Origin of the sequence: Galbibacter pacificus (genome assembly GCF_029603165.1) — a bacterium.
GTDB lineage: Bacteria > Bacteroidota > Bacteroidia > Flavobacteriales > Flavobacteriaceae > Galbibacter > Galbibacter pacificus.
On the sequence record NZ_JAQSVC010000001.1, the window covers coordinates 12,998 to 26,344 of the forward strand.

Below are 13,347 nucleotides of genomic sequence, written 5' to 3' on the forward strand. Positions count from 1 at the left end.
TTTCTTCATGAAAAGGCTCAACACTAAAATAATATTTCATTTTATGGGCTTGCTTTTACTTTGCAATGGTGGGTTTATGTTGTTGGCCTCCATTGTAAGCGGTATATACAGGGACGGGGCAACACTGGAAATAAGCTTTGCAGGCATTACGACTGTTTTAATAGGGGTTTTGCTGATGTTTGTTACGCACAATCATAAAAAGGAGATAAAAAAACGCGATGGCTATATTATTGTTTCTTTCGGATGGATATTTATGACACTTTCGGGAATGTTCCCTTATCTATTTACCGGAGCCATACCAAGTGTTACCAATGCTTTTTTTGAAACAATGAGTGGCTACACCACAACGGGAGCCTCTATTTTAAACGATATTGAAGTACTGCCCGAAGGGATTCTTTTTTGGAGAAGCACCACGCACTGGATAGGGGGCATGGGAATTATTGTTTTGGCAATAGCCATATTGCCTTTATTAGGCATTGGCGGGATGCAGCTTTTTGCTGCGGAGGCACCCGGTCCAAGCGCAGATAAGCTTCACCCCAGAATTACCGATACCGCAAAAAGACTGTGGTTTATATATGTGGGCTATACTTTTGCAGAAACATTATTGTTGAAATTGGCCGGGATGGATTTTTTTGATGCTATTAACCATGCAATGGCAACCCTTTCCACCGGAGGTTTTTCTACAAAAAATGCAAGTTTGGCCTATTGGAACGATAATCCGCTTATTCAATATATCGTTGTATTTTTCATGTTCGTGGCAGGAGCCAATTTTATATTGAGCTATTTTGCTTTTAAAGGTAGAGTGAAAAAGGTTTTTGAAGATTACGAGTTTCGTTTTTATGGTTTGCTGGTACTTTGTGTAAGCATTGTAGCAGCACTTGTTATTTATTTAAAAGCGAATGTCCCTGTTAGCGAATACCATCCCATGGTATTGGGAGCTGCCGAAAGTTCTTTTAGGCATGCAATGTTTCAGGTAATTTCCGTAGTTACGACCACGGGGTTTGTATCGGCCGATTATACAAGTTGGACACCTTTTTTGACCATTGTTTTTTTCGGATTGATGTTCGTTGGTGGGTCGGCAGGTTCAACGGCCGGGGGCGTAAAAGTAGTAAGGCATTTATTAATGATAAAAAACGGCTTGCTGGAATTTAAGCGCACGCTACATCCTAATGCCATCATTCCGGTGCGTTACAACAAAAAAACGGTACCTGAAAAAATTATATACAACATCCTTGGCTTCTTTATTATTTATATGCTGTTGTTTATAATTGGTGCGGTAGTATTGGGGTTGTTGGGCTTGGACTTCGAGTCGGCCATCGGTGGGGCTGCATCTTCTTTGGGAAATATTGGCCCAGCTTTAGGATCATTGCATCCGCTCACTAATTATGATTCGCTTCCCATACTTGGGAAATGGTGGTGCTCTTTTTTAATGCTCTTGGGGAGATTGGAGCTTTTTACGGTGTTGATTTTGTTTTCGCCTTTCTTTTGGAAACGAACATAGCAAGAAAAAAATTCAGCCAAATTCATAAAAAGGGGGTTTTTCCCCTTACCTATTTCTATGGGTTTTATGATATTTGTTAAAATTCTTTGCCATCAAGGCAATGATGAAAGTTTGAGGGAATTAAGAAAAAAATGCGAAGCCAAGGCTTCGCATTTTTATTTTTAAAAACTATTTTGTTTTGTTTAAGTGGCATCAAGAAAGTGCTTCTTTTATTCTTTTGATGGCTTCTTTAAGCTCGGTTTCTGAAGCAGCATAAGAAATCCGGATGCAGTTGGGGTTACCAAAAGCTTCACCTGTAACCGTAGCTACATTTGCTTCTTCTAAAAGAAGTAATGAAAAATCTGATGCATTCTCTATTTTTTTACCTTTAATTGTTTTTCCGAAGAAATAAGATATGTTTGGAAAAACATAAAAGGCGCCTTCCGGTACATTTAGTTGAAAACCTTCTATTTCACCTAAAAGACCAAGCACTAAATCCCTTCTTTCATGAAATTTGTCTATCATGTATTTAATTTTGCTCACCGGGGCTTCCAGCGCGGTTATGGTTGCCCGTTGTGCAATACAGTTGGCGCCACTGGTAATTTGACCTTGCATTTTATTGCATGCCCGGGCAATCCAGTCGGGAGCGCCTATGTAGCCAATTCTCCATCCTGTCATGGCAAAGGCCTTGGAGACTCCGTTTACGGTTACCGTCCTATCGTACATTCCGTCAATGGAAGCAATGCTTGTATGCCCGTTGCCAAAATTTATGTGTTCGTAAATTTCATCTGAAACAATAATGATATTTGGGTGCTTTCTCAGTACAGCGGCAAGCGATTCTAATTCTTCTTTACTGTAAACAGAACCACTTGGATTGCACGGGGAGCTGTACCATATCATTTTTGTCTTTGGGGTAATGGCTGCTTCCAGTTGTTCGGCAGTCATTTTAAAGTCGTTTTCAATAGAAGTTTGAACTTCTACAGGGACACCCTCGGCAATTTTCACGATATCAGAATAACTAACCCAGTACGGTGCCGGCAAAATTACTTCGTCGCCCGGATTGATAACGGCCAAGGCTACATTGGCCAATGATTGCTTGGCGCCCGTAGAAACTACAATTTGATTTGGTGTATAATTAAGTCCGTTATCCCTCTTGAATTTGTTAATGATGGCTTCTTTTAAATCGGCATAACCATCAACCGGGGAATAGCTGTTGTAATTTTGGTCAATGGCCTCTTTGGCCGCATCTTTAATAAAGTCTGGCGTATTAAAATCTGGTTCGCCCAAACTTAAACCAATTATATCTTTCCCTTCGGCCCTTAACTCCCTTGCTTTTGCTGCCATGGCAAGTGTTGCAGAAGTTGCCATGTTTAAAACTCTTTCAGATAATTGTTGTGTCATAAAAAAGATTGTTGTTTAATTATAAACATATGTAGGCTTTTCGCCTAACGCTTTTAAGTGTTTAAAGTGCGAAATTATGGCTTTTCTTGTAGTTTTATACTCGTAATAAGGTAAATTAAACTCTTTTGCCGTTTCTCTAACAATTTTTGCAATATTTGTGTAATGTATATGGCTAATATTAGGAAAAATATGATGTTCTACCTGATGGTTTAAACCGCCAGTAAACCAGTTTACAATTTTATTTTTTGTAGAAAAATTGGTCGTAGTAAACAATTGGTGTATTGCCCATGTATTTTTTATGGTGCCCGTTTCATCGGGGATAAATGTGGTGGCTTCGTCTACAATATGGGCCAATTGAAATACAATACTTAAAATAAGCCCGGCGGTATAGTGCATTACAAAAAAGCCGATAAGGACTTTCCACCAAGCAAGCTCTATAAAGAACATCGGGATTGCGATCCATACCATAATGTAGATAATTTTGGTAATGATGAGCACGCTCCATTCTTTGGCGGGGTTTGGGAATTTTCCGTAAGACAGCTTTCGTTTCATGTAGCGTCTCATTTGTTTAAAATCGGTCGTAATGGCCCAATTAAGCGTTAACAGCCCATAAAGAAAAACAGAATAGTAATGTTGAAATTTATGAAAACGCCTCCACTTTGAATGTTTGCTGAAGCGGATAATCCTTCCGGCATCCAAATCTTCATCGTGGCCGGGAATGTTTGTATAGGTATGGTGCAGTACATTGTGTTGTACCTTCCAGTTGTATACGTTTCCAGCAAGTATGTATATGCTTGCCCCCATTATTTTATTGATCCATTTTTTAGAAGAGTACGATCCGTGGTTGCCATCGTGCATGACATTCATTCCAACACCGGCCATTCCAATACCAATTACAATGGTGAGCAATAATTGTATCCATTGGTTCATGTTGATGGTCAAAATTAAAAAATAAGGTGTAAGGAAAATGGCAAACATAATAGCCGTTTTTAGGTAAAGTTTCCAGTTTCCGGTTTTTTTAATGTTTTTTTCCTTGAAATATAAATTGACCCTGGAATTTAAAGTTTTAAAAAACTTGGCAGGGTCTTTTCTCGAAAATTTAATTGTATTGTGCGTTTTCATAAATTGTTGTAACATTTATATCCTTCATCATTAAAAAACAAGGAATTGTAAGTTGACAAAAATAGAAATAATAAAAGTGTCTAACGCTGTAAAAAGTTTAAAAGTGCATGTTTTATTGCCTATTTTTGTTAAAATTTTTAAAAAGATGACTGCGCAAATTATTAAAAAATATTTTCCCTCAATTACTGACGATCAATTTGATAAATTTAACGAACTCGAAAATTTATACAAAGATTGGAACAGTAAAATTAATGTAATTAGCAGGAAAGATATAGACGAATTGTATGTGCGCCATGTATTGCATTCTTTGGGAATAGCAAAAGTGCAGCCTTTTAATAGCGGCGCCGCTATTTTGGACGTAGGAACTGGCGGCGGTTTTCCCGGCATTCCTTTGGCTATTTTATTTCCCGAAGTAGAATTTATGTTAATCGATGCCATTGGCAAAAAAATTAATGTTGTTAACGAAGTAGTTGCAGGTTTGGGTCTGCAAAATGTTACCGCCGAACAAGTACGTGCCGAGAAGGTAAAAGAGCAGTTCGATTTTATTGTGAGCAGGGCCGTTACCAATATGCCTGATTTTGTGAAATGGGTTAAGGGAAAAACCAAGAAAGAATCCAACCACAGGTTGAAAAATGGTATTTTATACCTCAAAGGGGGGGATTTGTCTGAAGAATTAGCAGTATACCAAACTGCTAAAATATTTAACCTTCCCGATTATTTTGATGAAGACTTTTTTGAAACCAAGAAAGTGGTGTACCTCCCTCTAAAATATACAGGAAAGAAATAGGAATGTTTTTATAATGATCTCAATAAAAAATCGGCTCATAAACATAGGTTTAAGAGCCGAAAAGAATATCTTTTTTTAGATAGCCGGTAACCGGGCTGACGTTAAATTTTCAGCATAGAATGGTATGTATATCTCCAACTTTTTAAGAAATGATGGAGATACTGCGCTTTACGGCTTAAAAAACTTGGTTTCGGTTTTTTTTGAAGCTTGTCTTCAAAGTCCTTTATTTTCCTGAGCAAAATGTTTTTGTTTTTGGCAATAAAGACCCGTTCTATTTCAGTTTCCTTTGCTTTTTTGTTGCTTGAGGTATCCAAAATAGAGTATTTAATGCTTAAAATACAACGTTTGTCATCTTCTTTCATCATGATTTTATTTTAAGTTTAATATTCAAATATAACAAATATTTACATTAAAATTACATTTTGGTAACATTAAATTAACATTAAACTTATAAATAATTGATTTTAAACTAATTGAAGTTGTGTAGTTTGTAATCAATCATGATTTATTGCCCGTTGAGATTAGTCAGGAGATTATGGGCGCATCATTTTCATCATTGGCGATCGATTGACATCACCTAGACATTCATCATTATGTCAAGACTAATAGCAGATAAAATCAGTATTAAAAAAGAAAACCCTTGAAAAATTAATCTCAAGGGTTTTTATGGTGATTATGTTCCTAGGGATTATCCTAAAAACGGATATCTGTAATCTACAGGGGTAACAAAAGTTTCCTTAATAAGCCTTGGCGATACCCAACGCAATAAGTTTTGAGATGATCCTGCTTTGTCGTTGGTTCCAGATGCCCTGGCGCCACCAAAAGGCTGTTGGCCAACTACCGCGCCTGTAGGTTTGTCGTTTATATAGAAATTTCCAGCACAGTTTTCGAGTGCTCTTGTTGCTTCTTCAATAGTGTACCTATCTGAAGAAAAAACAGCACCTGTTAATCCATACTCGGAAGTGTTGTCTACAAGTTCTAAGGTTTCGCTCCACTTTTTGTCTTCATATACATAAACGGTAACAACGGGCCCAAAAAGTTCTGTTGTCATGGTTTTGTACTGTGGATCGGTTGTAACGATAACTGTTGGGTGCACAAAGTACCCTTTGGATTTATCATAGGTACCACCTACGTAAATTTCTGCTTCGCTGTCTTTTTTGGCTTGGTCTATATAGCTTGCAAGTTTATCAAAAGAGCCTTCATGGATTACAGCAGTAATAAAGTTCTCCATGTTGTTGGGAGCTCCAATCTTGAAAGATTCCACATCTGCTTTTACATAATCCAGAATTTCAGTTGCAATAGATTTTGGCAGATAGACCCTTGAGGCAGCGCTACATTTTTGTCCTTGAAATTCAAAAGCACCACGTGTAATAGCTGTGGCTACTTGTTTTGGGTTTGCAGATGGATGTGCAACAATAAAATCTTTTCCACCTGTTTCACCAACAATTCTAGGATATGTTTTGTAGGTGTCGATGTTGTCCCCGATTTTTTTCCAGATACCTTTAAATACCTTGGTTGAACCTGTAAAGTGTATTCCTGCAAAATCTGGACTGGCCAAAACGGTATTGGTAATCATTTCGGGGTCGCCATATACTACATTGATTACCCCGTCTGGTAATCCGGCTTCTTTAAATATATCTACAATAATTTTTGCAGAATAGATTTGGCTATCGCTTGGTTTCCAAACAACAACATTCCCCATCATGGCAGCACTGGCTGGTAAATTTCCAGCAATAGCTGTAAAGTTGAACGGCGTTACGGCATATACAAATCCTTCCAAAGGCCTGTATTCCACACGGTTCCATATGCCTTCGTCTGACTCTGGCTGATCGTCGTAGATTTTTGCCATGTACTCGATGTTGAATTTCAAGAAGTCGATCAACTCACAAGCCGAATCGATTTCGGCCTGATGGATGTTTTTAGACTGAGCTATCATTGTAGCGGCATTTATTTTGGCCCTGTACGGACCTGCAATTAAATCTGCTGCTTTTAAAAAAATAGCTGCCCGTTGTTCCCAACTTAGGGCGGCCCATTTTTTTCGGGCTTCTAGATTGTTTGCAATTGCCTTTTCAACATGAGATTTTTCGGCCAAATGGTACTGCCCCACTATATGTTGGTGGTCGTGAGGAGGAGATAAAGGCTTGGTATTGCCTGTTTTTATTTCCTCGCTGCCAATGTAAAGTGGAACATCAACTTTGCTGTTGAAAAATTCATCATACTGTTTTAATACAGCCTCTCTTTCTGGGGAGCCCGGCGCATAAGTTTTAACGGGTTCGTTAACTGCCGCAGGGACATGAAAAAAGCCTTTTCCCATACTTTTTGATTTAAACATTAAATTTGCCCCCAAAGGTACTAAATGCCATAGGGTTTAAAAAGTAAAATTGTGTTAAAGGAGATTTCTTTAATTCAAGGCAAAAGGAGCGTGTAATTTAAAAGTAGGGATAATTACCCTAAAGCGTCTCGTGGAAGTAAAGTTTACCATATTATAATGACCCCGCATGGCCCCGATGGGCGATGTTAACAAACAGCCAGAGCTATAGGTGTGGGATTCGCCGGGTTTTAAAACCGGTTTTTTGCCAATAACGCCATCGCCGTCTACTATCTCGACTTCGTTGAGGGCATCAAATATTTGCCAGTGCCTTGAAGTAAGCTGTACAGAGTCTTTGCTTTGGTTTTCAATGGTAATCTTGTAACCAAAAGCATAGTGCATTTTATAGTTCTTGAAGAAAGTTCCTTCAAAACTGGTTTTTACAGTAATCTTTATGCCTTTGGTTATTTGTGTAATCATAGTTAATAAGTGAGTGCACTTACAAATAAAATCATGGAAAACGAAAACAAGGCTAAAATAAGAAAAATAGTATTAAGATATATAAATTTAACAATTGTTTTGAATCTTTTCTCCTTGTAAAAGCCTCGCATTGATTTATATAGATAAAGCAGGAATACTATTAAGGCTATCCAATGAAGGTTTATATTGAAAAACCATTTTATAAGGAAGGTTATAATGAGCAAGAGGATGAAAAGGGTTTGTGTATGAAAGCTGAAAATTAAATGGTCTATGTAGTAAAACTTCCGCTTTGGGTAAACCAGCCATATAAAAATTGAAAAAACGGGCAGGTAAAAGAAGATTACAAATGGTAGCTTTGAAACCAGATTTTCAAAAAAACTCCCCGGATGATGATAAGATTTATATGAGCTTTTTGCAATGCTGAAAGCAGTTTTGTTTTCTAGGGTGCTCTCTATTTTTAAGCGTGAAAGTGCATCTTCGTACTGACGGTATTTTTTTGCCTGTATACCATTAAAAAAATATACTGTTTTATCGTATATGGTATTGAACATAGGTTTTTGTTCAAGTTCGGCAAAATAGGCTTTTGGGTCGAGGTCTAAATTGTCGTTTTTTTCTTTAGGACTGTATTTTGTTATTAGAGAGTCTATTAAAGCCGTATCCTCTTTATTTGTGCTGGCATCTTTTATTTGCTGAAGCGTTGTTTCAATATGTAAACTGTCCTGAAGGAGCTCGTTGTTCCAAAACTCGTCAATACTGCTAAAGTCGCTATTGTAGCTTATCATCAGAAAATATAAAATGGTAATGCTGAAAAAGAATCGGAAAGGGTTGGTGTAGGTGGCTCTTTTTCCCTTTATAAATTCTGATGTAATTTTTCCTGGTCTTAAAATAAGTGCGGTAAGCGTTTTCCTCAGCTTTGAGTCATAAGAGAAAACGCTGCCCATTAACTCCTCGATTATGTCGAAAACAGAAATCTTTTTGGTGCTGTTTAATTGTCCGCAATTTGGGCAAAAACGATCGCTGCTTTCAAGGGGGATTTTACAATTAAGGCATTGTGTTCCCCTGTATTTTAACTCAGACCGGGTTGTGTTGTCCATATAATGAATAGGTGTTAGTTGGAAATATCTGTGGATGAGGCACTTCCTATGCCAATAATGCTGTCGTAATTGTTGCCAAATTCACGGTAGTAAACTAAAATGGTATAAGTGTTTTCGGTTTGCCAAAAATTTCCGCAGATAAAGTTGAGGTCGGTAATGCCTTCGCCGTTTACTTTTACAAATTTATAGTTGTAAAAACCTTGTTTTAATAAAATAGCCGTATTGAGCGTATTGGTTTCTTCGTTAAACTTGAGCAGGTTCTCATCTGTTAGGGCGTAATTGTTAAATTTTCCATAGACATATATTTTGTCCAGCCCAATGGTGTTGTTATATTCCAGGCTAAAGCGTATAAAAGAATAATCGGCTTCGTGGTCGGGGTTTTGGCCGGTGCCATCAATACTCCTAATATAAAAGTCGCCATTAATGTCAGGGTTGTATGTATAAGGTTTGTCCTTTCTTATTTCGTTGGTATAAAGGTAATGGTTGTACCTATTGGTAAGCTTCACTTTTGCAATGCTGTTATTTGCAACCCTGATTTCTTTGGTGTCGAACCAAAAATATTCGTTCCCCCCTTCAAAAGTGGCTTCTTTATCGTATTTGTATATTAGTTGGTTTCCTGAGATAAACTGGGGTTTTAGCCCTGTAATCATGGTAGAGAAGTTGCTGTTTTTTATAAGGGCGACTTTAACTTCCTGTTGTGGGTTTACAAGTTCATAATCTGGTGAATTAATAAAAAACTCCAAGCGTTGGGCCTTGTCGATAATGTCAAAATTACGGGATCTCTTGGTAACCGCACCTACTTGGACAAGCTCTTTGTAAACAGCAAAACGTCGCGAAAATATAACTTCACCGGTATTGTCTACAACTTTTAAAATATAATTTCCAGTTACCTTAAACTTAGTTTGCTGGTTGGGGAGCGTTAACTTATAATTAGTGTAAGGTTGAATGGTGGAGAGCGAGTTTTGGTAGCGCATGATACGCTGGTCGTCGATTCCGTCTAGAAATTGAGACTTTAAAAGCTTGGACGGGGACCAATTATAATTGCAGTGTTCAATTTTATAATAATAATCTTTCTCGTCGGCATACAGATCATCAAAGGTCAAATTAACGCTTTCCCCTATTTTTACAATAGGAAATTGATCGCCTTCATAGCTCGATTTAAACACGATTGATTTAATATTTGCCGGGGGGGCTATTTCTTTTTGAACTTGTGCCGTGCATATATTGCCCAATAACAAAATAAAAGCGAAAACCTTATAGTTGAAAATCATTGTCGTTGTCCATTGTTTGGGCTAAAGATACACAAAATACCAACTGTGTTGGTGTTGATTGTTAAAGCACTGAAAAATATAGGTTTTTATTATGCGAACTATGTTTTAATTATTAAATTTGCACGAATTTTTGAGTTAACTAATTTCATTAGATAGATAGCATGTCAAACGACATTAAGATTAGAAAAGGCTTAGATATTAAGCTGAAAGGCGAGGCGGAAAAACTAGTTTCTGATGCGCCAAGATCTAAAAACTTCGCTATTAAGCCTACCGATTTTCATGGTGTTACGCCAAAAATGGTTATCAAGGAAGGTGAGTCTGTTAAGGCCGGAGATACTATTTTTTATTCAAAGTACAGCGACAGGGTGAAGTTTGTTTCGCCCGTTAGCGGAACTTTGAAAGAAATCCGAAGAGGGGCAAAACGAAGAATTTTAGAGGTCGTAATCGAAGCTGATTCAGCCGACACTTACAAGGAATTTGGTCAAAAGGACGTTGAAAAAATGTCTGGAGATGAAGTAAAGGAGCATTTGCTGGAAGGCGGATGTTGGCCATTCATCAAACAAAGGCCATACGATATTGTGGCAAACCCGGAAGATACCCCCAAAGCAATCTTTATTTCAGGGCTTTCAACGGCGCCATTGGCTGCCGATGTTGAGTTTGTCCTGGAAAAAAGAAAAGAAGAGTTTCAGTTCGGGCTTCAGGCAATATCGAAACTTACCACAGGCAAAACCCACCTCTGCGTAGACAAAAAGTCCGCTTCGTTTTTAAACGAAGTAAAGGGCGTTCAGCTGCACACGGTTTCAGGCCCCCATCCTGCCGGGAATGTTGGTGTTCAAATTCACCACATAGATCCCATTAATTCAGGAGAGCGCGTTTGGGTTGTAAGCCCGGAAGATGTGGCAATTATAGGCTCCTTTTTTAAAACAGGAAAGTTCGATGCCACCCGTGTTGTTGCCGTAGCAGGGACCGAAGCTCCAAAAGCACAGTATTTCAGGTTTAAAATAGGTACTAATGTAAAAGAGATTATAGGTCAGGTACCGGCTAATGTCCGTATTATCAGTGGAGATGTACTTACCGGAGATAGAATATCTAACGATGGTTTTGTTGGTTATTACAGTAGCATAATTTCCCTAATTCCAGAAGGAAATACCTATAGAATGTTTGGATGGTTGCCTTTTAAAGACAACAATATCCCAAGTATGTCCAAAACTTCTTTGTCTTGGCTGTTCCCGAATAAAAAATATAAGGTGGACACCAATTTAAACGGCGAAGAAAGGGCATTGGTTGTTACAGGGGAGATGGAGAAAGTAATGCCAATGGACATATATCCAATGCAACTTCTTAAAGAATGTATGGTATTAAATATAGAGAAAATGGAAAATCTGGGGATCCATGAAGTGGCTCCCGAAGATTTTGCATTGGTAGACTATGTTAATACTTCTAAGCTTGAAGCACAAGCCATTATCAGGGAAGCTTTAGATGTAATGATAAAAGAAGTTGGTTAAATAAAACGTAAGATATGAACGCTTTAAGAAAAAAGTTAGATCAACTAAAAAAACCTTTTAACAAAGGGGAGAAATGGGAGAAATATGCTCCCGCAATCAATGCATTCGATACTTTTTTATTTGTGCCCAACCATACCACAAAAAAGGGAGCGCACATTCGTGATGCAGTAGATTTAAAAAGAACAATGATTACCGTAGTTATAGCCTTGTTGCCTGCCTTAATTTACGGGATATACAATACAGGTTACCAGCATTTTTCGCAATTGGGTGAAGCATTTACGTTTATGGATGCATTTACACATGGTTTGTGGAAGATATTGCCTATGATTGCAGTTTCGTATATCGTAGGTCTTGGTATTGAATTTATTTTTGCCATTTACAGAGGCCACGAAGTAAACGAAGGGTTCTTGGTAACCGGATTGTTGGTGCCAATGATCATGCCGATAGACATTCCTTTATGGATGGTTGGCGTTTCAGTAGCTTTTGCCGTTTTAATTGGTAAAGAGGCTTTTGGAGGAACCGGGATGAATATTTTAAACCCTGCACTAACTGCAAGGGTTTTTGCATTCTTTGCATATCCTACTTTTATGTCTGGAAACAAAGTATGGGTCTCTGACGCCAGTAAAATCGATGCTATTTCGGGAGAAACAATTTTAGGTACCTTGGCTGCCGGAAAAGACGTACATTACAGTATGTGGAATATGTTTGAAGGAGCCATTCCAGGATCTATTGCAGAAACATCTACTTTGTGGATTCTAGTTGGAGCCGCCATTTTGGTGCTTACCGGAGTAGGAAGCTGGAGAATTATGGCTGGCGGGGTAATAGGTGGAGCATTTATGGGCTTCCTTTTCAATCTATGGGGAGCAAACGATTTAATGTCCTTTCCTTGGTACCAGCAATTAATTGTTGGAGGATTTGCCTTTGGTATTGTGTTCATGGCCACCGATCCCGTATCTGCCGCCCAGACACAAAAAGGAAAATGGATATACGGAATCCTTATCGGGATATTCTGTATCATGATCCGTGTTTTCAACCCGGCATATCCAGAAGGGGTAATGTTAGCAATTTTATTAATGAACGTCTTTGCGCCGACCATAGACCATTATGTAATTCAGGCTAATATCAAAAGAAGAAAGAAACGTTTATCTGCCGTTAAGGTAAAATCAGCTTAATTATGAATAGAGATAGTAACGCATATACATTTATATTCGCAACTATAATGGTTGTTGTAGTAGCATCTGCACTTGCATTTGCCGCCACTTCCTTACAGCCTAAGCAAGCTGCAAATATTAAAATAGAGAAGATGCAAAACATCTTGTCTACCATAGGGGTCACAGCAACTAAAGAAGATGCAGAAGAAACCTATAAAAAATACATTACAGAAGAGGTTGCCCTCAACAGCAAAGGAGAAGTGGTAACAGATGTAGATCCTTTTAAAGTAGACCTTGCAAAAGAGCTTAAAAAAGATGAGGAGAAACAACGCTTTCCATTATATATTGCAGATGTGGAAGGCAAGAAATATTATGTTATACCACTACGTGGAGCCGGATTATGGGATGCCATTTGGGGATATATTTCTTTGGAAGATGATGTAAATACCGTTAAAGGAGCAGTTTTTGATCATAAAGGCGAAACTCCCGGACTGGGTGGTGAGATTACACAAGCTTGGTTTCAACAACGGTTCCAAAACGAGAAGATATATGATGAATCTGGAAATTTTGTAGGAATTACAGTTCAAAAAGGATATTCAGGTGGAGATAATAAAGACGATAATGCAGTTGATGCTATTTCCGGGGCTACCATTACCGGAAACGGTGTAACGGCAATGATACACAACAGGTTGGAATATTACCTTCCATACCTAAAGGAACAAAATACTAAAGTAGCTTTAAAATAAAT

At 38.1% G+C, this 13,347-nt stretch carries 12 protein-coding genes; 5 read left to right on the forward strand and 7 right to left on the reverse strand.

The annotated features are described in order from the left end of the window. Positions 1-7 precede the first annotated feature (7 nt). Positions 8-1,501, forward strand: a complete 1,494-nt coding sequence (locus tag PSF86_RS00055; protein WP_277898015.1) for a TrkH family potassium uptake protein — start codon at positions 8-10, stop codon at positions 1,499-1,501. 192 nt (positions 1,502-1,693) lie between these two features. On the opposite strand, the gene PSF86_RS00060 is transcribed toward PSF86_RS00055, so the two are convergent. Both PSF86_RS00060 and PSF86_RS00065 read right to left on the reverse strand, forming a co-directional pair. Continuing rightward, positions 1,694-2,881 (reverse strand): pyridoxal phosphate-dependent aminotransferase, encoded by a 1,188-nt coding sequence (locus PSF86_RS00060; RefSeq protein ID WP_277898016.1) that lies wholly within the window; start codon positions 2,879-2,881, stop codon positions 1,694-1,696. Between the two features lie 15 nt (positions 2,882-2,896). Next, a complete protein-coding gene (locus tag PSF86_RS00065; protein ID WP_277898017.1) occupies positions 2,897-4,003 on the reverse strand; it encodes a fatty acid desaturase family protein in 1,107 nt (368 codons plus the stop codon). Positions 4,004-4,148: 145 nt separating this feature from the next. Between PSF86_RS00065 and rsmG the strand changes: the two genes are divergently transcribed. Then, complete coding sequence (gene rsmG / locus PSF86_RS00070) at positions 4,149-4,790, forward strand: 16S rRNA (guanine(527)-N(7))-methyltransferase RsmG (protein ID WP_277898018.1); 642 nt, start codon at positions 4,149-4,151, stop codon at positions 4,788-4,790. Positions 4,791-4,891: 101 nt separating this feature from the next. Here rsmG and PSF86_RS00075 read toward each other — a convergent pair whose 3' ends face one another. The 5 genes from PSF86_RS00075 to PSF86_RS00095 form a co-directional block, all read right to left on the reverse strand. Continuing rightward, complete coding sequence (locus tag PSF86_RS00075; RefSeq protein ID WP_277898019.1) at positions 4,892-5,155, reverse strand: hypothetical protein; 264 nt, start codon at positions 5,153-5,155, stop codon at positions 4,892-4,894. Positions 5,156-5,478: 323 nt separating this feature from the next. Then, positions 5,479-7,104: an L-glutamate gamma-semialdehyde dehydrogenase gene (gene pruA / locus PSF86_RS00080; RefSeq protein WP_277898020.1), complete on the reverse strand. Its 1,626-nt coding sequence runs from the start codon at positions 7,102-7,104 to the stop codon at positions 5,479-5,481. 87 nt (positions 7,105-7,191) lie between these two features. After that, on the reverse strand, positions 7,192-7,578 hold the full coding sequence (gene apaG / locus PSF86_RS00085; RefSeq protein WP_277898021.1) for a Co2+/Mg2+ efflux facilitator ApaG/CorD: 387 nt from the start codon (positions 7,576-7,578) through the stop codon (positions 7,192-7,194). Positions 7,579-7,580: 2 nt separating this feature from the next. Beyond that, entirely contained in the window at positions 7,581-8,672 is a 1,092-nt protein-coding gene (locus tag PSF86_RS00090) for a DUF3667 domain-containing protein (RefSeq protein WP_277898022.1), read from the reverse strand. A 14-nt stretch (positions 8,673-8,686) separates the two neighbouring features. Next, entirely contained in the window at positions 8,687-9,943 is a 1,257-nt protein-coding gene (locus PSF86_RS00095; protein ID WP_277898023.1) for a type IX secretion system plug protein, read from the reverse strand. A gap of 161 nt (positions 9,944-10,104) precedes the next feature. Here PSF86_RS00095 and PSF86_RS00100 point away from each other — a divergent pair, with 161 nt between their 5' ends. The 3 genes from PSF86_RS00100 to nqrC are packed head-to-tail and all read left to right on the forward strand — an operon-like array spanning position 10,105 to position 13,345. Next, positions 10,105-11,448 (forward strand): Na(+)-translocating NADH-quinone reductase subunit A, encoded by a 1,344-nt coding sequence (locus PSF86_RS00100; protein WP_277898024.1) that lies wholly within the window; start codon positions 10,105-10,107, stop codon positions 11,446-11,448. A 14-nt stretch (positions 11,449-11,462) separates the two neighbouring features. Continuing rightward, positions 11,463-12,620, forward strand: a complete 1,158-nt coding sequence (locus tag PSF86_RS00105) for an NADH:ubiquinone reductase (Na(+)-transporting) subunit B (protein WP_277898025.1) — start codon at positions 11,463-11,465, stop codon at positions 12,618-12,620. A 2-nt stretch (positions 12,621-12,622) separates the two neighbouring features. Further along, a complete protein-coding gene (gene nqrC, locus PSF86_RS00110; RefSeq protein WP_277898026.1) occupies positions 12,623-13,345 on the forward strand; it encodes an NADH:ubiquinone reductase (Na(+)-transporting) subunit C in 723 nt (240 codons plus the stop codon). Positions 13,346-13,347 lie beyond the last annotated feature (2 nt).